The sequence below is a fragment of the Caulobacter sp. GW821-FHT05F04 genome, assembly GCF_059419665.1.
Window position 1 is genome coordinate 284375 of sequence record NZ_JBWKSF010000008.1, and the last position, 23141, is coordinate 307515.

Annotated in this window: 23 protein-coding genes and 2 pseudogenes; 1 reads left to right on the forward strand and 24 read right to left on the reverse strand. The window is 71.0% G+C overall.

Annotated elements, in window-relative coordinates:
• Positions 1–6: 6 nt before the first annotated feature.
• The 16 genes and pseudogenes from uczR to AC07R7_RS20860 form a co-directional block, all read right to left on the reverse strand.
• The gene (gene uczR / locus AC07R7_RS20785; RefSeq protein ID WP_492839742.1) at positions 7–678 is read right to left on the reverse strand and encodes a two-component system response regulator UczR; all 672 of its coding nucleotides are present in this window, start codon (positions 676–678) and stop codon (positions 7–9) included.
• Between the two features lie 271 nt (positions 679–949).
• Positions 950–2524 carry a Do family serine endopeptidase gene (locus AC07R7_RS20790; protein ID WP_492885766.1) on the reverse strand — a complete coding sequence of 525 codons (1575 nt, stop codon included), beginning with the start codon at positions 2522–2524 and terminating at the stop codon, positions 950–952.
• Positions 2525–2669: 145 nt separating this feature from the next.
• Positions 2670–3122: a cytochrome c-type biogenesis protein gene (locus AC07R7_RS20795; RefSeq protein ID WP_492839744.1), complete on the reverse strand. Its 453-nt coding sequence runs from the start codon at positions 3120–3122 to the stop codon at positions 2670–2672.
• Positions 3119–5101, reverse strand: coding sequence for a heme lyase CcmF/NrfE family subunit (locus tag AC07R7_RS20800; RefSeq protein WP_494636439.1), 1983 nt, complete (start codon positions 5099–5101; stop codon positions 3119–3121). The genes AC07R7_RS20795 and AC07R7_RS20800 overlap by 4 nt, the downstream gene beginning before the upstream one ends.
• Before the next feature lie 110 nt (positions 5102–5211).
• A pseudogene (ccmE, locus tag AC07R7_RS20805) lies at positions 5212–5688 on the reverse strand (cytochrome c maturation protein CcmE); the annotation flags it as partial.
• Positions 5685–6791, reverse strand: coding sequence for a c-type cytochrome biogenesis protein CcmI (ccmI, locus tag AC07R7_RS20810; RefSeq protein ID WP_494636440.1), 1107 nt, complete (start codon positions 6789–6791; stop codon positions 5685–5687). The gene ccmI and the pseudogene ccmE, both read right to left, overlap by 4 nt.
• 75 nt (positions 6792–6866) lie before the next feature.
• Complete coding sequence (locus AC07R7_RS20815; protein WP_494636441.1) at positions 6867–8198, reverse strand: hypothetical protein; 1332 nt, start codon at positions 8196–8198, stop codon at positions 6867–6869.
• Positions 8199–8398: 200 nt separating this feature from the next.
• Positions 8399–9778, reverse strand: a complete 1380-nt coding sequence (locus tag AC07R7_RS20820) for an ATP-binding protein (RefSeq protein ID WP_494636442.1) — start codon at positions 9776–9778, stop codon at positions 8399–8401.
• Positions 9779–9899: 121 nt separating this feature from the next.
• Positions 9900–10574, reverse strand: coding sequence for a response regulator transcription factor (locus AC07R7_RS20825; RefSeq protein ID WP_492839749.1), 675 nt, complete (start codon positions 10572–10574; stop codon positions 9900–9902).
• A 10-nt stretch (positions 10575–10584) separates the two neighbouring features.
• The gene (locus AC07R7_RS20830) at positions 10585–10911 is read right to left on the reverse strand and encodes a PepSY domain-containing protein (protein WP_492839750.1); all 327 of its coding nucleotides are present in this window, start codon (positions 10909–10911) and stop codon (positions 10585–10587) included.
• 158 nt (positions 10912–11069) lie between these two features.
• Positions 11070–12140, reverse strand: coding sequence for a sensor histidine kinase (locus AC07R7_RS20835; RefSeq protein ID WP_494636443.1), 1071 nt, complete (start codon positions 12138–12140; stop codon positions 11070–11072).
• A gap of 206 nt (positions 12141–12346) precedes the next feature.
• Complete coding sequence (locus tag AC07R7_RS20840; protein ID WP_494636444.1) at positions 12347–13288, reverse strand: DnaJ C-terminal domain-containing protein; 942 nt, start codon at positions 13286–13288, stop codon at positions 12347–12349.
• A gap of 104 nt (positions 13289–13392) precedes the next feature.
• A complete protein-coding gene (locus AC07R7_RS20845) occupies positions 13393–17079 on the reverse strand; it encodes a baseplate multidomain protein megatron (protein ID WP_494636445.1) in 3687 nt (1228 codons plus the stop codon).
• A 10-nt stretch (positions 17080–17089) separates the two neighbouring features.
• Positions 17090–17518: an NlpC/P60 family protein gene (locus AC07R7_RS20850; RefSeq protein WP_494636446.1), complete on the reverse strand. Its 429-nt coding sequence runs from the start codon at positions 17516–17518 to the stop codon at positions 17090–17092.
• A 122-nt stretch (positions 17519–17640) separates the two neighbouring features.
• Positions 17641–18267: a phage/gene transfer agent baseplate hub protein gene (locus tag AC07R7_RS20855; RefSeq protein ID WP_494636447.1), complete on the reverse strand. Its 627-nt coding sequence runs from the start codon at positions 18265–18267 to the stop codon at positions 17641–17643.
• The gene (locus AC07R7_RS20860) at positions 18267–18878 is read right to left on the reverse strand and encodes a phage distal tail protein, Rcc01695 family (RefSeq protein WP_494636448.1); all 612 of its coding nucleotides are present in this window, start codon (positions 18876–18878) and stop codon (positions 18267–18269) included. Before AC07R7_RS20860 ends, AC07R7_RS20855 begins: the two co-directional genes overlap by 1 nt.
• 153 nt (positions 18879–19031) lie before the next feature.
• Here AC07R7_RS20860 and AC07R7_RS20865 point away from each other — a divergent pair, with 153 nt between their 5' ends.
• A complete protein-coding gene (locus AC07R7_RS20865; RefSeq protein WP_492839757.1) occupies positions 19032–19496 on the forward strand; it encodes a DUF805 domain-containing protein in 465 nt (154 codons plus the stop codon).
• On the opposite strand, the gene AC07R7_RS20870 is transcribed toward AC07R7_RS20865, so the two are convergent.
• From AC07R7_RS20870 to AC07R7_RS20905, 8 genes and pseudogenes are all read right to left on the reverse strand, one after another.
• Entirely contained in the window at positions 19493–19999 is a 507-nt protein-coding gene (locus AC07R7_RS20870) for a phage tail tape measure protein (RefSeq protein WP_494636449.1), read from the reverse strand. The genes AC07R7_RS20865 and AC07R7_RS20870 overlap by 4 nt on opposite strands.
• Entirely contained in the window at positions 19996–20172 is a 177-nt protein-coding gene (locus tag AC07R7_RS20875; protein ID WP_494636450.1) for a phage tail assembly chaperone, read from the reverse strand. The genes AC07R7_RS20870 and AC07R7_RS20875 overlap by 4 nt, the downstream gene beginning before the upstream one ends.
• The gene (locus tag AC07R7_RS20880) at positions 20169–20453 is read right to left on the reverse strand and encodes a GTA-gp10 family protein (protein ID WP_492886556.1); all 285 of its coding nucleotides are present in this window, start codon (positions 20451–20453) and stop codon (positions 20169–20171) included. Before AC07R7_RS20880 ends, AC07R7_RS20875 begins: the two co-directional genes overlap by 4 nt.
• Positions 20454–20609: 156 nt before the next feature.
• A complete protein-coding gene (locus AC07R7_RS20885; protein WP_492839760.1) occupies positions 20610–21020 on the reverse strand; it encodes a phage major tail protein, TP901-1 family in 411 nt (136 codons plus the stop codon).
• Between the two features lie 15 nt (positions 21021–21035).
• On the reverse strand, positions 21036–21428 hold the full coding sequence (locus AC07R7_RS20890) for a DUF3168 domain-containing protein (protein WP_494636451.1): 393 nt from the start codon (positions 21426–21428) through the stop codon (positions 21036–21038).
• A complete protein-coding gene (locus tag AC07R7_RS20895; protein ID WP_494636452.1) occupies positions 21425–21706 on the reverse strand; it encodes a head-tail connector protein in 282 nt (93 codons plus the stop codon). The genes AC07R7_RS20890 and AC07R7_RS20895 overlap by 4 nt, the downstream gene beginning before the upstream one ends.
• Before the next feature lie 17 nt (positions 21707–21723).
• Positions 21724–21804: pseudogene (locus AC07R7_RS20900) on the reverse strand (NlpC/P60 family protein); the annotation flags it as partial.
• Between the two features lie 42 nt (positions 21805–21846).
• The gene (locus AC07R7_RS20905) at positions 21847–23070 is read right to left on the reverse strand and encodes a phage major capsid protein (RefSeq protein ID WP_494636453.1); all 1224 of its coding nucleotides are present in this window, start codon (positions 23068–23070) and stop codon (positions 21847–21849) included.
• Positions 23071–23141: the final 71 nt, after the last annotated feature.

A 23141-nucleotide genomic window follows, 5' to 3' on the forward strand; every position in this document is an offset into this window, starting at 1 on the left:
CATCGCCTACGGATCGAGCCGGTAGCCGGCTCCGCGCACGGTCTGCAGCATGGCCCGGTCGAAGCCCTTGTCGATCTTGCTGCGCAGGCGCGAGATGTGCACGTCGATGACGTTGGTCTGCGGGTCGAAGTGGTATTCCCAGACCTTCTCCAGCAGCATGGTGCGCGTCACCGACTGGCCGGCGTGGCGCATCATGAACTCCAGCAGCTGGAATTCGCGCGGCTGCAGGTCGATCTCCTTGCCCTGGCGATGGACCGTCCGGTTGATCAGGTTCATCTCCAGCTCGCCCACCTTCAGGGTCGTGGCGACGGCGCCGGTCTCGCGGCGGCGCGACAGGGCCTCGACGCGGGCCATCAGCTCGGGGAAGGCGTACGGCTTGACCAGGTAATCGTCGGCGCCCGCCTTCAGGCCCACCACGCGGTCGTTGACCTCGCCCAGGGCCGACAGGAACAGCACCGGCGTCTGGTCGCCCTCGCGGCGCAGGGTTTCGACGACTTGGACACCATCAAGCTTGGGCATCATGCGGTCGACGACCAGGACGTCGTAGCCGCCCTTCTGGGCCTCGGCCAGGCCAGCCTCGCCGTCGGGCGCGTGCTGGACGTCGTAGCCGGCCTCCGTCAGGCCGTGGGCCATGGCGGCGGCGGCCTCCAGATCGTCCTCGATAATCAGAATACGCATCGTCAGAGCCCCTCATGCGCTCGGGCGGAATGGCGGAACGATCGACGTTCCCCCGATTCCACGCATCGCGCGATAGTTGCTCTTGCAATAGCGGTTTCGGCGAGCGCCGTAACTTAAACCTTGGACAGAAAAAGCCCCGCTCCGGAGATCCGAAGCGGGGCCGATCGTTGGTCCGCCCTCGCCCTTCGACGGGCTCAGGGTGAGACTACCGCGGTCGCCGTGAAATCCTCATCCTGAGCGTGTCGAAGGACGAGGATTTCAAGCGCCAGCCTTACGGCGCGATCTTCAGCGGCACGAAGACCGGGCGGTTCTGGCGGATCACCTTGACCAGCACGCTGTTGCGGCCGGCCTTCTTGGCCGAGGCCACGGCGTTGTTGACGTCGACGACGCTGTTCACCGCCATGCCGTTGATGTTCGACAGGACGTCACCCTTGGCCAGGCCCTTCTCGCCGGCGTCGCTGTCGCCCTTCACGCCGGTGATCAGCAGGCCCTTGATCTCGCTGTCGATCTTGTAAGTCTGGCGCGAGGCCGGATCGATCGGGCCGAGCGTGAGACCCAGGGCGTCGACCTTCTGGCTGACGGGCTTGTCCGGGGTGGGCGCGGCGCCGCCATCCTTGTCGTCGTCGTCGTCGTTCAGGCCAAGAGCGTTCTCGGCCGGACGGGTGCCCGACTTGACGTCGACCACGCGCGGCTTGCCGTCACGGATGATCGACATCTTGATGCTCTCGCCCGGACGGGCCTTGGCCACTTCGCGGGTCAGTTCCGAGCGGTTGGTGATCGTCACGCCGTTGACGCCGGTCAGGATGTCGTCCGGCAGCAGGCCAGCCTTGGCGGCGGGACCGCCCGGGACCAGCTCGGCGACGATCGCGCCCTTCACGTCCTTCAGGCCCAGGGCCTCGGCCGACTCGGCGCTGAAGTCCTGGATGGTGACGCCGATATAGCCGCGAACGACCTTGCCGCCCGAGATCAGCTGCTTGGCGGTGGCCTCGGCGATGTCCGCCGGAATGGCGAAGCCGATGCCGACCGAGCCGCCCGACGGCGAGTAGATGGCGCTGTTGACGCCGATCACCCGGCCATAGATGTCGAAGCTGGGACCGCCCGAGTTGCCCCGGTTGATCGGCGCGTCGATCTGGATGTAGTTGACGAACGACGAGGTGTTGTCGCCCAGGTCGCGGCCATAGGCCGAGATGATGCCGGCCGTCGCCGTGCCGCCCAGGCCGAACGGGTTGCCGATGGTGATGACCCAGTCGCCGACCCGCGGCTTGGCCTGGTTCTCGAAGTTCACATATGGGAAGTCCGCGCCCTTGGCCTTGGGGTCGATGACCTTGACCACCGCCAGATCGGTGCCTTCGTCGCGCCCGACCAGGGTGGCCTTTAGCTCGCGGCCGTCCTTCATCACCACCTGGATGTCGTCGGCGTCGGCCACGACGTGGTTGTTGGTGACGATGTAGCCGTCGGCCGAGATGAAGAAGCCCGAACCGGCCGACTGCTGCTTCGGCGTGGTCGGCGTGTCGCCGTCCTCACCGTCCTGGCCCGGCTTGCCCTTCTGGCCGCGCGGCACGATGTCGAAACCTTCCAGACCCGGAATGCGCAGCGCCTGCGGCGAGGCCTTGGAGGTCACGTTGATCTGGACGACCGCGGGCGAAACCTTCTCGAAGATGTCGGCGAACGACAAAGGCGCGCCCGGCGGCGGCGCGAACGACGGCGAACCGGCCACGGCCGGACGGGCCACGGGGGCCTCGGCGGCCGCCGTTCCCATGCGCATGCCCACACCGGCCAGAGCGGCGCAAGCCACGCCCGCGCCAGCGATGGCGCCCACAACGAAACCCGACTTCCTAGCGGTCATTCTCTGCTTTCCTCACCCGCGCGTCCCGCGCGCGGTCCCTTTGGATCTGAGAACCTAGTCGTGACGGCGAAAGGTGCAATGGTTCTCGGATTACCTTCGCGTCATTGGAGCCCGCTTCTTGCGGCTCCATTTCGGCGCAATCGTGTCAATCGTCTTGCAGCAATTTAGCGACGCGGTCTTCTTCGTCCTGCGAAAGCTCTGTCTCGACCGTCTGGCGACGCCGCAGAAGGCCGACCATCAGGACGCCGCCCACCAGCAGAACACCGACCGGCGCCAGCCAAAGCGCTGCATTGCCAGCGGAAAAGCGCGGCTTCAGCAGCACGAACTCACCATAACGCTGCACAAGAAACGCGCGGATCTCGCCATCGCTGCGGCCCGCCTTGACCTGTTCGCGGACAATTCGTCGCAGGTCGCCGGCCAGCTGGGCCTCGGAGTCGTCGATCGACTCGTTCTGACAGACCAGGCAGCGCACTTCCTTGAAGAGGACGCGGGCGCGGGCCTCCTGCGCCGGATCGGGCAGACGCTCGGTGGGTTCCGAGGCGCTGCCCATCAGGGCGACGGCGGCCAGGGCCACCAGCAGGGCGCGGACGCGGCTCACGACACGACCTCACCGGCGCGGCGGCCGACGCCCAGGCGCACGCGGCGATCGGACAGCGACACGGCGCCGCCCAGGGCCATGATCAGCGGCCCCAGGAAGATCAGCCGCACCCACGGGTTCACATAGGCGCGCACCAGCCAGGCCGGCTTGCCGCCCTCGCCCGCCCGGCGCTCGCCCAGCACGACATAGATGTCGTCCAGCATGCGCGGACAGATGGCGACTTCCGAGGTGGTCTGCGACCCGGTCGGATAGAAGCGGCGCTCGGGCTCGGCGTGGCAGATCTCGTTGCCGGCCTTGTCGACGATCTTCACGATCCCGCGCTCGGCCAGGTAGTTCGGGCCCTCGACCGTGCCGACGTCGGTCAGGGTCAGGGTGTAGGCGCCCAGGGCGTGGCTATCGTTGAGACTCAGCGCCTGAGCGGCTTCGACGCGCCATGCGGTCTCGAACGAGGCCCCCAGCACGAAGATTCCGAGACCGGCGTGGGCCAGGGTCGTGCCCCAGGCGCCGCGCGGCAGCCCCTTGGCGCGACGGGCGCTCTCGGCGGCGGGCGCGCGGAACAGTTTCAAGCGCTCGCTCATCTCCAGCAGCGCCCCGCCCAGCAGCCAGAAGCCGAGCGCCAGGCCCGCGCTGGCCAGGGCCTTGCGCGGCTGGACGACGCCGTAGGCGACAAGGCCCAGCGCGGCGGCGACGGCCAGGACGATCCACAGCTTGCGGGCCACGCTTTTCGCATCGCCACGCTTCCAGGCCAGCAGGGGTCCGGCCGGCAGTACGGCGAAGGCCAGCACCATCAGCGGCACGAAGGTCAGGTTGAAGAACGGCGCGCCGACCGAGACGGCCTCGCCGTCCATGGCCTCGCGGATCAGCGGATAGAGCGTGCCCAACAGCACCACCGCCGTCGCCGTCGACAGCAGGATGTTGTTGAGCACGATGGCGCTCTCACGGCTCACGGGGCGGAACTGGCCGCCGGGATTCAGGCTGCCGGCGCGCAGGCCGAACAGCAGGAAACCCGCGCCCGCCGCGACGCCCATCATGATCAGCAGCAGCACGCCGCGGGTCGGGTCGACGGCGAAGGCGTGGACGCTGGTCAGCACGCCCGAGCGCACCAGGAAGGCGCCCAGCATCGAGAAGGTGAAGGCCGCCAGGGCCAGGAACGCGGTCCAGCCCGGCAGCGCCCCGCGCCTTTCGGTGACGATGGCCGAGTGCAGCAGGGCCGCCCCGATCAGCCACGGCATGAAGCTGGCGTTCTCGACCGGATCCCAGAACCACCAGCCGCCCCAGCCCAGTTCGTAATAGGCCCAGAAGGCGCCGAGCGTGATGCCGATGGTCAGCAGGCTCCAGGCGGCCAGGGTCCAGGGCCGCACCCAGCGGGCCCAGGCCGCGTCGATCCGCCCCTCGATCAGGGCCGCCAGCGACAGGGAATAGACCACCGAGAAGCCGACATAGCCGCTGTAGAGGAACGGCGGGTGGACGGCCAAGGCCCAGTCCTGCAGCAGCGGATTGAGCGACCGGCCCTCGACCGGGACATCGACCAGGCGGGTCAGAGGATTCGAGGCGAACACGGTATAGGCCAGGAACATCACGCCCAGCGCGCCCTGGATGGCGATGGCGTAGGCGCGCAGGCGCGGCGGCAGGCTGTCGCCGAAGAAGGCCATGGCCGCGCCGTACCCGGTCAGAACCAGGCACCACAGCAGCATCGAGCCCTCGTGGCTGCCCCAGGCCCCGGCCACCTTGTAGAGCAGCGGCTTGGCGGTGTGGGAGTTGGCGGCGACGTTGGCCACCGAGAAGTCCGACACCACGAAGGCGTGGATCAGGGCCGCGAAGGCCACGGCCACGGCCACGAAGGTCGCCACCGCCGCGCCGCGTCCGGCCCCGGCCAGCACCGGCGAACGCCGCGCGCCGCCGACGGCCGACAGTCCGGTCTGGGCGACAGACAGCATCAGCGACAGGATCAGGGCGAAGGCGCCCAGTTCGACGATCATCGACGATCCTCCCCCCGTGGGGGAGGCGACCGAAGGTCGGAGGGGGGCGTGGCCGGGGCGGCAGAACTTCCCCCACCGGTCGCTTCGCGACCGCCTCCCCCTTGGGGGGAGGATCCATAGCTCGGAGCCCCCGCGCCCTCGCCGCGCCACTCGCCCTGCTTCTTCAGCGCCTTGGCGACGTCGCGCGGCATGTAGCGCTCGTCGTGCTTGGCCAGCACCTGCTTGGCGACGAAGACGCCGCTTTCATTGAACGCGCCGTCGGCGACGATCCCCTGCCCCTCGCGGAACAGGTCCGGCAGGTCGCCGTGATAGGTCACCTTCGCCGTGGCCTTGTGGTCGGCCACCACGAAATCGACATCGCCGCCGGGATGCTTGACCACGCTGCCGTGCTGAACCAGGCCGCCCAGCTGGACCTTGCGGCCGGGGGCGACGTGGGCCTCCTTGGCCTGGGCCGGCGTGTAGAACAGCGAGATGCTGTCGCGCAGGCCGTAGAGGGCCAGGCCCACGGCCAGGGCCAGCACCGGCGCGATGGCCAGCAAGATGGTCAGGCGACGGCGCGCCTTCCGCGATTTGGGCCAGAAACTCATGGCTGGGTAATCTTCTGAGCGGGCGTGTCGGCGGCCTGGCGCAGGGCCGACAGCACCTTGGGCTGATCCTTGAAGCGGGCCGTGGCCGAGGCCAGCGCCGCGTCGCGCTTGGCGCTCTCGCCCAGCACGGCGTAGGCGCGGACCAGGCGGACCCAGCCGTCCGGATCGTCGGGCGATTGGGCCAGACGCGCGGCCAGGCCCTCGACCATGCCGACGATCATGCCCTGGACCTGCGGATTGGCGTCGGCGGCCGGCTGGTCGCTGGGCAGGCGGCCCTGGGCCTCGACCTGGGCGATTTCCCGGCCCAGCGCCGTGCGGCCCGGGTCGTTGGCCGGCAGGCTGGCCGCCAGGGCGCGCCAGTCGGCGAGACCGCCGGCCACGTCGCCGTCGGCGACCTTGCCACGGCCGAGGTAATAGCGGGCGCGGATGTCGTTCGGGGCGACCTTCAGCGCCTCGCCGAAGGCCAGCTTGGCGTCGGCCCCGACCTGGCCCCTGGCTTCCATGACGAAGGTCTCGCCCAGGAGACTCCAGAGATCGCCGCGCTTGGGCGCCAGGCGGACAGCCCTGCGCAGGGCGGCCTCGGCGCCGGGCAGGTCGCCGGCCGCGGCGCGGGCCTTGGCCAGGAACACCAGCGGCTCGGGATCGCTCGGCCGCTCGGCGGCGACGCCTTCCAGCACGGCGGCGATCTTGGCGGGTTCCAGCGTGGCCGGATCGGCGGCCTTCCACTCGGCCACGCGCTTGGCGTAGGGCTGGTCGGCCATTTCCGGCTTGCCCACGGTCACATAGAGGCCGACGGCGGCGACGCAGGCCGCGCCGACGGCGATCACCACCGCCTTGCGGGGACCAGCGCCGTCGCGCGCCCAAGTCTCGGCCTGGTCGGCGGCGGCCAGCAGGCCGCGTCCCGCCTCGGCGCGGGCGGCCTTGAGTTCGGATTCGGCCAGCAGGCCGTCTATGGCCAGGCGCTCGACCTCGGCCAGACGGCGGCGATGCGGTTCAAGCCTGGCCTGGGCGTCGTCGACGGGCCGGGCGCGCGCCGCGCCGCGCAGCACCAGCCCCGCCGTCGCGGCCGACAGCCCCGCCGCGGCGATCCAGAAAGCGATCATGGCCGCGTGGTAGCGTGTTCCCGCGTCCGCCGTTAGTAGGAAAAGTGCGTAAGGGCGGCCGAAAGACCAGGTTTGTCAGGCCGCGATCGCCGCCGCGGCGCGGCGTCGCACGATCTCGGCGGTCTTATGGTCGCGGGTGTAGGCGACGAAGCCGGCGGCGACGTCCAGGTACTTCACGGCCAGCCCCGCGTCGCCGCCGTCGCCCGTGCGGGCGACGTGCAGGACATCCTCGATATAGGGATCGAGGCGGCTGTTCAGCTTTTCCAGGACCTTGTTGCGCGAGCTGCCGTAGCCGGCCTTGTCGGCGCACGCGCGCAGTTCGGCGATGAAGGCCAGCGCCGACTGGGCGCGGCGGATCATCGCCTCGTCCGGTTCGTCGGTCAGCTTGGCCGCGCCCTTGCTGCCCTTCTTGGACATCATCGACAGCGACCGCAGCGGCAGGGCCGCTTCCAGCGTCTTGTCGGCCTGGTCCATGCGCTGCTCGCACGCCTTGGCCATCGCCTGCTTGTGCCGGGCCAGACGCTTGCCCCACGGGCCGTCCTTGGCGACGTCGACCGACTGCTGGAACTCGGCGATCTGCAGCTGGACCCGGTGGGCGGCCTGGGCGGCCGCGCGGCCCGCCCGCTCGCCGTCAGAGAAGTTGAAGGTCTCGACCTGAACGATGGAGGCGTCGATCTCGGCCAGCACGCGCTCGCCGAACGCCTTGACCTCCGACGAGGCCAGGTAGCGATCGCTGGGCCGGTCCATGACCGCCGAGATCACCCGCAGGATGCGCCAGTCGTCCGGCAGGTGCGCCGACAGGATGTCCAGCATCAGAGGACCGGCGTCATCACTGATCCGGCAGGCGTCGCGATAGGCCAGGCGCGCGGCGGCGGCGCGCTCGTCCGACATGCGGCTGACCCATTCCGACAGCTTGGGCAAGCACGAGCGGGTGATGGCCGACAGCTGCAGGCACATGGCCAGCTGCTCAGGGTCGCAGATCGAGCGCACGCTGTCGAAGGCGGCGTTCTCGGGATCGCGCAGGCCAGCGGCGGCGGTCTTGCAGAGTTCGTCGAACACGTCGGGCACGCCCTGTTCGAGATCCCATGGATTGCACTTGGCGGCGGCCTCCTCGACCCGCGAGGGGGCCACGGACCTCAGGGCCCGCCACAGGCGCGGCAGCACCGCCGAAGGGAACTGAACCTGGCCCTCGCGGCGCGTGGCGCACAGCGGCACGATAGGGCCCAGGATGTTGTTGCGGATGAAGCGATGGGCGGTCTCGTCCTCGACCAGGCCGCGCACGGCGGCCAGGGAGCCGGTCGCGCCGGCGCTCGACAGGGCCAGCTCCAGGCTGCGCAGCGCCGCGTCCGGAGCGGTTTCCACCAGCGTCCGGATGATCTGCAATTTGTGCGCGGCGATGGCGGCCATGGTCCCCCGTGTCGGCGCAACCGATTCCGACAGGCGTCAACCATGTTCGGAACGAGGTTAAGGATTTCCGAAATCGTGAAAAATTCACCCGGGCCGCGACCGCGTGTCCCGGTTTGAAAGCCTTTATCCACCAGAAGTTTAGGCCACGGGCATCACGTGCATGGCAGGCCCGCCCCGTAACAATTGAACGCAAGCCGAAGTTAAGCTTGAGCCCGCGGCAGATCCAGGGTCACGCGCAATCCGCCCATCGGCGATTCACCAAGCTGCACCGATCCGCCATAGGCGCGGGTCAATTCATCGACGATCGACAGGCCCAAGCCTGATCCGGGCGCGTTTTCGTCGAGCCGCTGCCCTCGCTTCAGGGCCTGGGCGCGTTCCTCGGGCGGCAGGCCGGGACCGTCGTCGTCGACGGTCAGCAGCATCCGCGCCTCGCCCGACGGCGCGGCCTCGGCGCGGATCCGACCCCGGCACCACTTGCCGGCGTTCTCCATCACGTTGCCGGCCAGTTCCATGAAGTCCTGCTTCTCGCCCTGGAAGCAGAGGTCCTCGGGGCAGCGCCAGTCGATCTCGACACCCTTGTCTTGGAAGATCCGCTCCAGGGTCACGGCCAGCTCGTCCAGGATCGGCTCGACCGGCGTGCGCTCGCCCGAGGTCTGCGAGCGGGCGGCGGCCCGGGCCCGGCGCAGATGGTGGTCGACCTGCTCGCGCATGGTCTGGGCCTGGCGCTCGACCACCTCGGCCAGCTGGCCCGGCTGCTGGGAGGCCTCGGTCAGCATCACCGACAGCGGCGTCTTCAGGGCGTGGGCCAGGTTGCCGACGTGGGTGCGCTGGCGCTCGACGACCTCCTGGTTATGAGCCAGGAGGGCGTTCAGCTCGACCGCCAGCGGCTCCAGCTCCTCCGGATAGACCCCGTCGACCCGCTCGGCCTTGCCCCGGCGCACGGCCGCCACCTCGCGGCGCAGGCGGAACAGCGGCGTGAGGCCGAAACGCACCTGCACCACCGTCGCCAGCACCAGGCCGCCGGCCAGGATCGCCAGGGCGATGGCCGTGACGCCGGCGAAGCGGTCGGCGTCGGCGTCGATCGGCGTGCGGTCCTCGGCGGCCAGGAACACCACCGGGTCGGCATAGCCCGGCAGGCGGGCCAGGATGGCGGCGGCGCGCAGCGGCTTGTCCTGCGGGCCGCGCATGTTGAAGTACTGGGTCTGGCCCGGGGCGGCGTCCAGCCGGTCGATCTGCTTGGACGACAGCATCAGGTCGCTGTCGAACAGCGAGCGAGAGCGCGCGACCGGCCCCATCGATCCGTCGGGCCGCTTGTCCAGGATCACCCAGTAGCGGCCGGAATAGGCGCGCGTGGCGCGGATGTCGGTCAGGAACGGCGCGCGTAGCTGCCCGTCCTCCACCGTCGAGCCGGCATAGAGGTCGTCGGTCAGAACGGCCAGGGACTGGTCGAAGCGCCGGATGGCGGCGCTGCGGAACTGAGCCGTCAGGAACACCCCGGCGATCAGCACGACCAGCAAGTTCCAGATCCCGGCGATCAGGACCAGGCGGCGGACCAGCGAACGGCGGCGCAGGTCCAGCATCAGGCGCTCTGGAAGCTGAAATCCTCGTCCTTCGACAGGCTCAGGACGGGGATTTCAAATACAGCGCAGCAGTAGCCCTCATCCTGAGCTTGTCGAAGGACGAGGGCGGACCCGCGGGCTGTCACGCCGTCTCGCCTTCCAGCGGCGTCAGGCGATAGCCCAGGCCGCGGACGGTCTCGATCCGGTCGGCGCCCAGCTTCTTGCGCAGACGGCCGATGAACACTTCGATGGTGTTGCTGTCGCGGTCGAAGTCCTGGTCGTACAGGTGCTCGACCAGCTCGGTGCGGCCGATCACCCGGCCCTGGTGCATCATCATGTAGTGCAGCAGGCGGTATTCCAGCGAGGTCAGGCGCAGCGGCTCGCCGTTGACGCTGGCGCGGGCGGCGCGGGGGTCCAGGCGCAACGCTCCGCAGGAGAGCGAGGGCGCGGCATGGCCGGCCGAGCGGCGCAGCAGGGCGCGCAGGCGGGCCAGCAGTTCCTCGGTATGGAACGGCTTGGCCAGGTAGTCGTCGGCCCCGGCGTCGAAGCCGGCGACCTTGTCGCTCCAGGCGCCGCGCGCGGTCAGGATCAGCACCGGCGTCGCGACATTGCCGCGGCGCCAGCGCTCCAGCACCGACACGCCGTCCACCTTGGGCAGGCCCAGGTCGAGGATCACCGCGTCATAGGGCTCGGTCTCGCCCAGGAACTGGGCTTCCTCGCCGTCCGGGGCGTGGTCGACGGCATAGCCAGCGTCGCCCAGGGTCAGCTTCAGCTGACGCGACAGGTCGGGATCGTCCTCGACGAGCAGGATACGCATGGAAGACTCCTTAGCCGCCGCTGATGATCTGCCCGGTCCGCGCGTCGACGATGAAGTCGATGCGGCGGCCGTCGGCGGCGGCCCAGCGCACGCGATAGTTCGAGCCTTCCAGGCCGGCGTCCAGCACACGGCCGGGCACGCGGCGGCCGATCATGTCGATCACCCGCGACAGCGGCACCAGCTGACCCGACTGCACGCCGCCTCGGGCCTGGTCCGACTGCGCGCGCCAGTCGGCGCCCAGCGAGTCGGGACCTCGGTCATGACGCTGCGCCCACGCCGCGCCCGGTAGGGCGGCGGCCAGCGCGGCGGCGACGATGATGGCGCGGATCGTTTTCATGCTCTCCGGTCTAACGGGTCGCGGCTGAATGGAGACTGAACGTCCGGGTTATGAACGGGCCGCGACGTTCTGTCACGACCGGACACGCCCGGAACGAACAGGACGGCCAGGTTCCGGCGCGAACGGTCACGTCGCGAACAGGCGGCCGGCTCTCTCGGTCACGCGGCGGCGGCGTCGATGTCGGAAGAGCGGGTGTGAACGACCGCGACCTTCGTCCCCGGGCCGACGTCGGAGACTTTCAACTCGGCCTGCAACTGCGCCGCCAGCGCCTGGATGATGCTCGTGCCGAGGCCCGCCTTGGCGCTCTCGGCGTCCTTGGGCATCCCGACGCCGTTATCGCTGACCGTCAGAGACCAGCTCGACGGCGCGCCGTGATAGGCGACCACGATCTTGCCCTCGCGATGCCCCGGAAAGGCGTGCTTGAGCGCGTTGATCACCAGTTCGGTGACGATCAGGCCCAGACTCACCGAGATGGCGGCGCTGGTCGCGCTGTCATCGGCGTCCACCTCGATCGAGAGCTGGTCGCGGTCGCGGATCATCGACGCGCCCAGGCTTTGGCAGAGCTGTTCGAGATAGGGGCGAAGCGCGACGTCGCCGAGCCTCGAGACCGCCAATTGCTGCTGCACCGAGGCGATGGACATCACCCGGTTGTGGGCGTCCTGCAGATGGACGCGGGTTTCCTCCAACTGCACCTTACGGGCGCTTTGCAGCAGCACGCTGGCGATGATCTGAAGGCTGTTGGCGACGCGATGCTGGACCTCCTGCAGGAGGACGCCTTTCTCGCGCAGCAGCCCGTCCTTTTCGTGCAACAGGGCGTCCCGCAGCTTTTCGGCCGCCCGCGCGTCCGTGAGGTCGAGCACCGCCACCACCAGACGAACGTGGTCGCGGTCCCCATAGTCGAGTTTCTTGACGTTCAGGACCAGGCGCCGCGTTCCCCGGCCGACGCTCTTGAAGTCCATCTCGTAGGCCTGGATGTCGGCGTCGCCCCGCGCCGTGGCGCCGAGCAGGACGCGTAGTTGCGGCACATCCCACGCGCCGTCGCCAAGCGCGAACAGCGGGCGACCGGCCACGCTCGAAGGATCGATCTCGAAGGCCTCGCAGAACGACAGGCTGGCCGCGATCACCGAAAGGTCCCCGTCCAACAGCAACAATGGCGCGCTGGAAGAGCCCACGAGCGCCAGGGCGAGGTTCAGCGTGGCGTCGGGATGGAGCGGGGTGGCGGCAACCATGGTTGGCCGTTCTGAGAACCGGAGGCTCTCGAAACGAGAGTCATACCCGGGCAGAGTGTCCGTGAGGTCAGGCGGCCAGGAACGGGGAGGCCGCCGATCAATGGCGTCACTCTAACACGGATCGCGAGAAGCTTCGCTGGATTCAACAGGAACTCGACCAACGGGCGCCGCAAGGGCGGCCCGCCGTCGGGTCGTCAGAGGCCAGGCTACTTCCGCTTCGGCGTGTAGGGCTTCTGATCCCGCCAGGCCTCCGCGAACTTCTCCAGGTCCGGATCGACCGTCTCCGGCAACGTCACCACCAGCTTGGCCAGCAGGTCGCCGCGCTTGCCCTTGGCGTCGGGCATGCCGCGGCCCTTCAGGCGGAGCGTCTGGCCGCTGTTGCTGCCCTTGGGCACGTTCAGCATCACATTGCCGTCCGGGGTCGGGGCCTCGACCTTGCCGCCCAGCACCGCGTCGGGGATCGAGATCGGCAGGTCCATGACCAGGGCGTCGCCCTCGCGGCGATAGATCGGGTGCGGCTTGATCGAGAGCTCGATCAGCGCGTCGCCCTGGCCGCCGCGGCCGAGGCTGCCCTGGCCCTTCAGACGCAGGGTCTGGCCTTCCTGGGCGCCGGTCGGGATGGTGACGTCGATCGTGCGGCCGTCCGAGAAGGCCACGCGCTTCTTGCCGCCCTTGATGGCGTCTTCCAGGTCGATGTCGAGGCGCGCCTTGATGTCCGCGCCCTTGGACGAGAAGCCTCCGCCGGCCCCGCCGCCGAACGGGCCGCGTCCGCCGGCCTGGGCGCCGCCTTGGCCGAACATGCCGCCGAACAGGTCCGAGAGATCGATCTCCGGTCCCTCGTCACGGTGGAACCCGCCGCGACCGAAGCCGCCGGCGTTGAAGGGGCCGTTGCCAGGCTGGCCGCCGAAGCCCCGCGCGGTTTCGCGACCGTCGGCGTCGATCTGGCCCAGGTCGAACTTCTTGCGCTTCTCGGCGTCGCCGATGATGTCGAACGCGGCGCTGACCGTCTTGAACTTCTCTTCCGCCTTCTTGTCCCCCGGATTGGCGTCCGGATGGTGGGCCTTGGCGAGCTTGCGGAACGCCTTGCGGATCTCGTCCGCGGTCGCGGTGCGGGAAACGCCGAGTTCCTGATAGGGGTCGCGCGCCAAGGAGTGTCCTCTGCAGAAGGGGGCCCAAGAAACGGGGAGGTTGGGTTACCGCCCTCCATCTAGAACGTCCAGCGCGCCGCGCAAGACCCCGTGTGGCTAATTTATCACATAAGTGTCGTCACCGGGACGCCCCAGCCGTAAAGCGACGAGCCTTGGGCGACCTCGATCCGCCCGTCCGCCAAGGGCCCGTCGGCCGTCCGCATGGCGGCGGTGTAGATGAAGGCCGGCCCCAGAACCTCGGCCTCGCGCAGCACGACCGCGCCGTCCAGCACCCGCACCCGATAGCGCTCGGCGCCCTCGCTCAACGGGACGTCGCCCTCCCAGACGTCGCCGCCGAGCCGGGCGCGGCGGATCCAGGCCAGTTGCAGGTCACCGCCGACCCAGCGCTTGCGCAGGTGCGCCGGCGCCAGCGGACGCAGGGCGCGACCGTCCCAGGTCGTCGAGATTTCCGTCATCGCCGGCCCCGAGGGCGGGCCGCCCGCCGGCGCGGCGCGAACGATCAGCGGCGTCCCACGCTCGAAGGCGGCGACGTCCAGCCGGACCGCCGCCGCGTCCAGCAGCACGGCCGGCGCGCCGGCGGGGATCAGGGCTTCGCTCGCCGCGCCGTCGCGCTGGCCGCGCAGCAGGCCCGAGAGCCGCCAGACGTCCGGCGCGACCAGCTCGGCGGCCTGGAAGGCGATCACCTCCCAGTCGCCGGACGGGGCGCGGACGGCCAGGGCGTTGTCGCCGGCCAGCACGGCGGCCAGCGGCGCGGAGGCCAGACTCCGACCTTCCAGCCGCACGGTCAGGCGGCCCGCGCGGTCGAGGCGATGCGGCGAGGCCGGCGGCAGGTCGGACAGCGTCTCGCCCAGGGTCGCCGGGCTGGCGATGCGGGCGCGGAGCTTCAAGGTCTCGACCCCGGCGCCGGCATGAACCTCCAGCGGCCGCCACGGCTCGCTCGCGGCGGCGACCAGCGGCCTCGGATCGTCGGTCAGAGCACCGTCGGCCGGCAGGTCCAGCACGTGGAGCACCGGCGGCGACGGCGGATCGCGCGGCGGGGCCGGCGTCCAATCGACACCGCCGCCCACCCCGATCTCGGCCACGGTCGGAACCAGGGTGGCGCGCGGCCGCTCGTCGAGATCCAGCCGCTGAATACGCCAAGTCGCGCCGTCCAGGCTCAGGCGGTCGCCCGCCTCTAGCCGCAGAGCCGCCGAGGGCGACAGATGCACGATCCGCGAACGCCGCGCCGCCGCGTCGGCGGCCAGCATCCGGCGGGCGACGGCCTCGGCCTCGGAAGCCGCCAGCACGATCGGGGCGTCGGCGTCGCGGGTCCCCTGCCCGGCCTCGCGGCGGACGATCAGCGCTCCGACCTGGTAGTCGCGGGCGGCGTCCAGGAACCGCAGGCGCAGAGCCTCGGCGGCGGGGTCGAGCGCGCGGGTCTGCGTCTCGCGGGGCGCGTCGTCGGGCAGAGCCAGGTCGTCCTCGGCCAACACCCCGACGGCGCGGCCCGCGCGCGCCAGCATCTTCACGTGATCGCCGCGCTCGACCGGATCCAGGGCGAAGGCCTCGGTCAGGGGCGTCAGCGCGTCGCGCAGGCGCATCGGCCGGTCGACGACATAGCCGCCGACGCTCCCGCCCGCCTCGCCCGGATCGATCGCCACGCCGGCCCGCGCGCCCAGGGCCTCGATCAGCTCCGGCAGCGGCGCGATGCCCGCCCGGCCGGTCAGCCAGTGGCCCAGGGTCCAGTTGTCGCCGTCGCTCCAGACGTCGGCGCGCGCCGGGAAGTCGGGGAACGGCCGCGCGTCCCAGCACCAGGCGCTGGCGCTCTCGATCATCGGCCCGCCATAGAGCGGCGAGACGGGATTGGCGGCCGGCTCCTCCAGCCAGGCCAGCACGGTCTCCAGATAGCGCCGCTGGCCGAAGTCGTCGCGCTCGCCGGTCGAGTACGGCGGCAGGCCGCTCTCGGCGCTCTTGGGATCGACGAACAGGTTCGGGGCGTTGGCGCCCTTGTCGACGGCGGGGCAGCCGAACTCGGTCAGGCGGATCGGCTTGGACATCGGGATCCAGGCCGTGGGCGTGGCCGAGCGCACGCCGCCCGGTCGGTCGTGATGCGGGTTGCTCCACCACGACTTGAGGTCCTTGGCCCGCCAGATCCACGGCTCGCCATGGGCGCCGTCGGTGATCGGCGCGCGGACCTGGGCGTCGCGATCGGCCGGGCTGGCATAGTACCAGTCGAAGCTCTCGCCGCCGGTCAGCCCAGCCCGCAGATAGGCCGGGTCGCGCAAGCCCAGGAAGCCGGCGTCCGCGTCGAGATGGGCCTCGCCCTCGCGCCAGTCGGTGACCGGCGGGTACCAGTCGACGCCGACGAAATCGATGTTCGGATCGGCCCACAGCGGGTCGAGGTGGAACACCGCGTGACCGCCGCCCGGCTGGTGGCCGAAATACTCGCTCCAGTCGGCCGCGTAGCCCAGCTTGGTCGTGGGACCGACGACGGCGCGGACCTCGGCGGCCAGGCTCTTCAGCTTGGCGACCGCCGGATAGGTCCCGCCCGCGCCGCGCACCGTGGTCAGGCCGCGCAGCTCCGAGCCGAGGACGAAGCCGTCGACGCCGCCGGCTTGCGCGGCCAGCGACGCCTGATGCAGCACCATCCGCCGCAAGCCCCACTCGCCATCGAAGAAGGCGTTCACCTGGCTGGTCGCCGCCGCCGTCCCGTCGACGCCGGCCTCGCAAGTGATCCGGCCACGCCACGGGTAGGTGGGCGTGTCCATCAGGATGAACGGATAGAGGGTCACCTTCAGGCCGCGCCGCTTCAGCTCGCCGATGGCCTGCAGCACGACCGCGTCGGCCGGCGTGCCGCCATAGGCCGGGGCGCCGGCCTTCAAGGAGATCAGGTGCGCGCCGCCGCGGTCGACGCCCGCCACGCTCCAGGCGATCGGCAGGGTGTCCTTGGCCGCCTGCTCGACGCCGGGACGGATCTCGCACTGGCCGCAGTTCAGGTCGGTCCCGAACCAGGCCACGACCAGGGTCACGTGATCGACGGCGGGCAGCTGGGCCTGCAGCTGGTCCAGCGCCACCACAAGATCCGGACGTCCCTCGGCGTTGTGGACGCTCTCGGACGCCGTGCGGGTCAGGCCCTCGCGACGCAGCACGGCTTGCGTGGCGTAGACGAACTCGCCCGCGCCGGGGATCAGGCAAACGCCCTTCAGCCGGTCTTCCAGCCCGAGGGTCCCGGGGGCGCGCGGCCGGCGGAACACCTCGAACGACAGCTGCGGCGGCCGGTTGCCGAAGGATTCCAGCGGCAGGTCCTCGAACACGACGTAGGCGACACCGCGATAGGCTGGCGCGTCACTCTCGATGGCGGCGATCAGCGGGTCGGGGGCCTGGTCCTCGGTCCCGCGATGCAGGCGCATGGTCACGCCGGTCATGTCCATGACCTTGCCGTCGGCCCAGACCCGGCCCAGGCCATCTATCGGCCCCTCGGCCACGGCGACGGCGAACGACAGGCTGTAGGCGTAGCTGGCGGTCTTCTGCCCCTTGGAGCCGCCGACTCGACCCTCGACCCGCTTCTCGCGGAAGCGGGCGGCCCAGATCACCTGCCCGCCCACCCGCGCGCGGCCGAACACGCACGGCAGCGCCGCGCCCTCGGCCGCGCCGGTCAGGCGCAGCTCGGGAATGCGCGGTCCGACCTGGCGCGTGGGACTCAGAGCGTTGATCGCCGCCTGGTCGACCATCGCGCCCAGCGCCGCGCCGGCCACGGCCCCGATCGGACCGCCGATCGCCGCGCCGACGCTGGAGAGGATGACTTGGGCCATGCGGCCTCCTTCAGTTTGCGGGAAATCTGAACGCCGCCGCCAGGCGCTCGCGCCACCAGCGGCCCAGGACGCTCTCGACGCAGGCCCGGCCCCAGTAGGCGTGGATCATGCGGCCAGGGCCGGACTGGATCGCGCAGTGCTTGGCGACCGCGCCGGGGGCCATTCGGAAGACCAGGACGTCGCCGGGTTCGGGCGCGTCGAGGGGGATGAGCCAGCGGGCGAAGGCCTCGAGCAGCAGTTCTCGGCCGCCGGTCTCGGCCCAGTCCGGGCGATAGGGCGGCGGCGGTTCGGGCTCGGCCCCGTGCAGGGCTCGCCAGACGCCCCGGACCAGGCCGAGACAGTCGCAGCCCGCGCCGAGCGTGGAGGCTTGATGGCGGTAGGGGGTGCCGAGCCAGAGGCGGGCTTGATCGAGGATGGGGCAGGCCCCCTCCACCGCCATTCGGCGGTCCCCCTCCCCCAAGCGGGGGAGGAGAGAACAATCCGAGGCGGTGGTTCTCTCTCCGCCACCCTCCTGGGGGCGGACAGACCTGCGCGGCAGGTCAGGTGGGGGGTAGTGCTGACTCACCGCCTCCCCCCATCGTTCCGCTCGCCCTCGACCGGGTACAGCGTCAGGAAGTCCTCGCCCGGCGCCGTCGGGAAACCTCGGAAATTGACGCCATTCCCGAACGTCCCCACGCACGTCGCCCAGCGCTTGTCGCAGGTCGCGCCGGCCGGCGCGGCGATCCCGCAGCGCGCGTCGCCCAGCCGCGCGTCGCAGAGCCGCGTGAAGGTCCGTCCCGCCACCCGGTCCAGGTCGGCCAGCGGACCGGCCAGGGTCGCCTTGAACGCCTCGCCCTCGCGGCTGACCGCGCTGATCGTCGCCGTCCACAGGCGCGCGACGCGATAGGGCGCGCTCCAGTCGACGCGCAGTTCGGCGACCCGCGCGCCGTCATAGAGCCCCGCCGCCAGGTCGGCCTCGGTGATCCCGGCGTCGTCCAGCACGCCCAGCGCCGCGCCCTGTCCCGGCGCGTAGCCGGCGGCCGCGTCGCGCGCGCCGGGGCTCCAGCCGCCGCTGGCCCGGCAGGGAACGCCGTCGACCACCAGGTCGCGGTCGTGATCGGTGAAGCCCAGCCTCACGCCGTCGCGACGGATCACGATCCAGGCGCGGCACAGGCGGGCCTCGTCCAGGCCCTCGGGAAGGACGCGCATCAGACCCGCACCTCGACCAGGGCGCAGGCGGTGACCCGGCCGGCGGCGAACCCCTCCAGGGTCACGTCCAGTCGGTCGAGATCGAAGCGCACCGGCGTGTCGAACTCGAACCCCGCCGTCACCGCCGCCCCGACGGCCGGGGCCGTGCTCAGGGTGACGAGGCCGGTCGTCGTGTCGACGGTGAACGGCGCGGCCACGCCCGCCACGGCGATCCTGACCGTCCCGGCCACCGGCTTGGCGATCGTCCGCGCGACCGTCCCGTAGGCCTTGGTCAGCTGGAACGCCTTGCGCGTCCCGTCGCCGACGCCGATCGGCTGGTCGCCCGCCGCCGGCTGGGCCGAGGGCGCGCACGACTTGAAGTCGGCGGGATCGCGGAAGCGGAACCCCGCCAGCCGCCCGCCCCGCGCCTCGAAGAAGGCGGTCAGCTCGGCGATCTCGTCCAGCGGCCGGGCGGCGGTGGCGATCAGGTAGCGGCGGCGGCCCCGCGCCCACGGACTGGTCCGGCGCTCGAAGCCGGACGCCAGGGCGACGACCTCGGTGCGCCGCTCGATCCCGCCGGTGCAACCGAACGCCAGGCGCGCGGACAGGCGCGCCTCGTGGAACTCGCTCATGGCGATCCCTCAATTCGTGAAAAGGTTTGCGGAAAATCGGCGCCAAGCGGAGCCATTGGCCGGCCAACGCCATTAAGTCTGCGTCATGACCCGGTTTTCACTTCAAGGACGGGTCGTCGAGCCCTACGTATGGGTCCGAGATTGGAGACCGAAATGGATTGGAAGACCCTGTTCCTGTCGCCTGAGGGCCGCATCGGCCGGCAGTCGTTCTGGATCGGCTGGCTCGTCCTGCTGGGCGTGAACATCGCCGTGGGCTGGCTGCCGCTGGTGGGCCATATCATCGCGCTGGGCACGATCTATTCCAGCGTCTGCATCCACACCAAGCGCCTGCACGACATGGGTCAGACCGGCTGGTGGCAGGTCCTGCCCTGGGTGTTCGGCCCGGTGCTGATCATGGGCTCGGCCCTGTCGATCGGCGTCCTGCCGGCCATCGCGGCGATCACCAACGGCGAGCCGGAACTGTCGGCCCTGACGGCCCTGGGCGGCTTCTTCATCTCGTGCTTCATCGCCTTCGCGGTGTGGCTGGCCTTCACCCTGTGGGTCGGCTGCAGCAGCGGCCAGCCGCGCGAGAACCAGTACGGCCCGGCCCCGACCAACGCCGCGGCGGTGGCGATCTAAAGCCGCCTCGCCCCCAGACTAGCCGCCCGGGCCAAGGCCTGGGCGATCTGGGCGTCGGAGCGGATCAGCCCCGACGCCTCCCCGCTCTGGACATTGACCGTCACCGAGATTCCGCCGCCGCCGGCCGGTTCGATGCTCCCGGCGGAGGCCGGACGGAACACCTCCGGCCCACGCTCGCCAACCAGATAGCTTCCGCCGGGCAGGACCGGCCCGCCGTCGGCGCGCGCTCCCGAGAAGCTCTTGGTCAGCGCCTCGCCGAGACCGCCCCCCTTCAACGCCGCCCCGGCCGCGCCCAGCACGGCGCGCGCCAGCTCCGCCAGCGACACCTGGCCGTCGGAAGCCGCGCGAGCCAGCGACCGAGCCAGGGACGTCCCGGCGCGCGTAAAGGCCTCGTCAATCGAGCGCGCCGTGCGTTCGGCGGGCGCCTTCAGGGCCTCCAGCGAGGCGGCGGCCTCGGCGGCGCGGGCGGGGACGGCGGAGAGGCCGTCGGATTCCAAGCTCATGGGGTCTCCTCGTCGGGATAGCGGGCGATCAGTTCGGTGAGGCCCGAACGGTTCAGGACGGGCGAGGCCGGCGCTTCGGTGAGCGCCCGCCACTCGACCAGCGACAGCCGCCAGAAGGCCTCGGGCGCGACGCCCAGCCGGACGGCCAGCCGCAGCGGCTGCGCCCAGCTCACGCGGACGCGGCCAGGGCGGCGGCCAGGGCGCTGGCGGCTTCCGGGACCGTGGCGCGGGCGGCGACCTCGGCGGGCTCGCCGCCGCCGTCCAGCAGCGCCGCCAGAACGGCGGTCAGGTCGCCCGCGCTCAGCGTGGCGATGCGGTCCGGCAGCTGCGACCAGTCGGAGAGACCGAGCGCCGCCTCGATGCGGGCCAGCGCGCCGAGCGTCAGGCACAAGCGTCGCGGCGCGCCGGCCAGGGTGACCACGACCTCGCCGCGGGCGGTGTTGGGAGGGAGCATTTCCATTTTTCTTCCTGTGCTGTCCCCCTCCACCGCCGTTCGGCGGTCCCCCTCCCCCAAGAGGGGAGGAGAGAACAGGAGCGGCGCCGCTGCTCTCCGCCCCGCTTGGGGGCGGACAGACCTGCGCCAGCAGGTCAGGTGGGGGCCTGTGCCGAGTCAGATCGCCGTGAACGTCACCGCGCCCGCGCTGGCCAGGCTGAGCGCGAACGCCGCCTCGCCGTCGTGCTCGCCGGCATATTCCAGGGCCGCGACGATGAACGGCCCCTCCAGCTGGCCGAAGTCCGGCACCACCAGGCGCCACACGCGCGCCGACTGGTCGAAGAAGCTCGTCCGCACCTGGGCGTCGGAGGCGGCGTCGCGGAACACGCCCGAGCCCGAGACGGCCACCGAGCGCACGCCGGCCCCGGCCAGCAGCTCGCGCCAGCGGCCGGCGCTGTCGCTGTCCGTCGCGTCGATGGTCTTGGCGTTGAGGCTGATGGTGCGGGCGCGCAGGCCCGCGACGGTGACGAAGCTGGACGCCCCGTCGCTGATCTTCAGCAGGATGTCCTTGCCGGCTTGGGCGGCCATGATCGTCTCCTTGTCTTAAAGAAGTTCGGTCACCGCCCGCACGCGGACGATCCCGAGGGTGGTTTCGCGGTCGGCGCCGGCGAAGACGTCGGCATAGGGGACGCGCAGATTGACCAGCCGCCGGCCGCTCAGCGTAGGCTTGGCGTCGTGCAGCGCCAGGCGCACGGCCGCGACCAGGGCCCGCGCCTCTTCCGGTCCGCCGAAACGGCTGGCGCAGGTCAGGGTCAGCAGGTGCTCGATCGCGTCGTTCTCGCCGACCGGACGCCCCTCGGCGCGGGTGACGACGACGCACGGGTAGGTCGGCAGGCGCGGCGGGCTGGCGTGGATCCGCTGGCCGGCCACGGCGGTGACGGCGGGCGCGGCCTTCAGGCTGGCGACGACGGCGTCGATCAGGGGCTTGTCGCTCACAGCCGGGCCTTTCGGTAAGGGGTCAGCCAGGGCTGGGCGAGGGCCAGCGACGGCTGGCCGGCGTCGCCCGGGGACGCGCGATGCTCGTAGGCGTGGGCGACCAGGGTCAGCACCGACAGCCGCAGCGGCGCGGGGCTGGCCGGGGTCAGGACGACGCCCGCGGCGGCCGCGACATGGGCCTCGGCGGCGTCGATCAACAGGGTGAGGACGGCGTCCTCCGACGTGTCGGGCACGCGCAGGAACGCCCTGGCCTCGGCCAGGGTGAGAGATTGGGGCATGGGGGGATTTCCTGAAAATCCTCCCCCCAGCGGGGGAGGTGTCGGCCCGGAGGGACGACGGAGGGGGAAGAGGCGGGCCTTCCAGCACTTCCCCCTCCGTCCGCTACGCGGACACCTCCCCCGTCAGGGGGAGGATTGGGTTACGACGCCGCGAACTTCAGCAGCTTCACGGCGTCGAAGTTCTGCACGCCGCCGCCGACGCGCTTGGTGGTGTAGAACAGCACGTGCGGCTTGGCCGAGTACGGGTCGCGCAGCACCCGCACGCCGGCGCGGTCGACGATCAGGTAGCCCTTCTCGAAGTCGCCGAACGCGATCGGGCAGGTGTTGGCCGCCGCGTCGGGCATGGCCTCGATCTCGGTGACCGGGAAGCCCAGCAGGCTCGCCGACTGCCCCGGCTGCAGGGCCGCGTTCCAGATGTAGTTGCCCTGCGCGTCCTTGAACTTGCGCACGGCGCTGACCGTGCGGCGGTTCATCACGAAGCGGCCGTTCTGGCGGTACTGGGTCTTGGCCGCGTAGATCAGGTCGATCAGCTTGTCGGTCGGGTTGCTGGCCGGCCAGGCGCCGGCGACGCCGGTGGCCAGGTAACCGACCTGACCCCAGGTGTAGCTGGCGTCCGGCGCGGCGGTGTAGGCCAAGAGGCCCTTGGGCTTGTTGACGCCGTCGCCGGTCACGAAGGCCGTGGTCTCCTGGGCGGCGAAGGCGTCCTGCACTTCTTCCGCCAGCCACTCGTCGATGCTGACATAGGCGTCGTCCAGCAGGGCCTGGGTGGCGGCCGGGCTGGCGTAGAGCTCGCCGGCCGGGAAGTCGATGACGTCCAGGGTCGGGGCCGTGGTCTCGGGCCGCGCGGCAGTCTCGGCCACCCAGGCGGCGGCCAGGCCGGTCGGGCTGACCGGCTTGCGGAACGTGCCCGAGCCGATGGTGCGGACCTGGCAGATCTCGCGCATCGGCGAGGTCGCGGCCAGGCGACGCAGGATCAGCCGCTCCAGCTCGGGCGGGGCGACGTAGCCGCCGGCCGTGGCGGTTCCTTCCGACAGGCCCTTGGCTTCGAGCAGCGCGGCGGGCGTTTCGCCGGTCTTTACGTAGCGGTCGAAGGCGGCCTTGCGTTCGTCGATATGCGCCAGCGGCGCATCAGCGGCCAAGGAGGGACGCCGCAGATCGCTCATCAGCCGGTCGAGACGGTCCTGAGCGCGGGCGACGGCGTCGTCGATGCGGCCGACCTTCTCCTCCAGCAGGACGTCGGCCCGCTTGGTCTCGATCGCCGCCAGCCGCTGGTCGTTGGCGGCCTTGAAGCTCTCGAACGCCGAGAGCACGTCAGCCAGCGCCGCGCGGGCCTCGGGCGAGGCCGCGTGTTTGGTTTCCTTCATGGGGATCTCCGGGGTTGATAAAGAATCTGCTCCCCCGCTGGGGGAGCTGTCGGCGAAGCCGACTGAGGGGG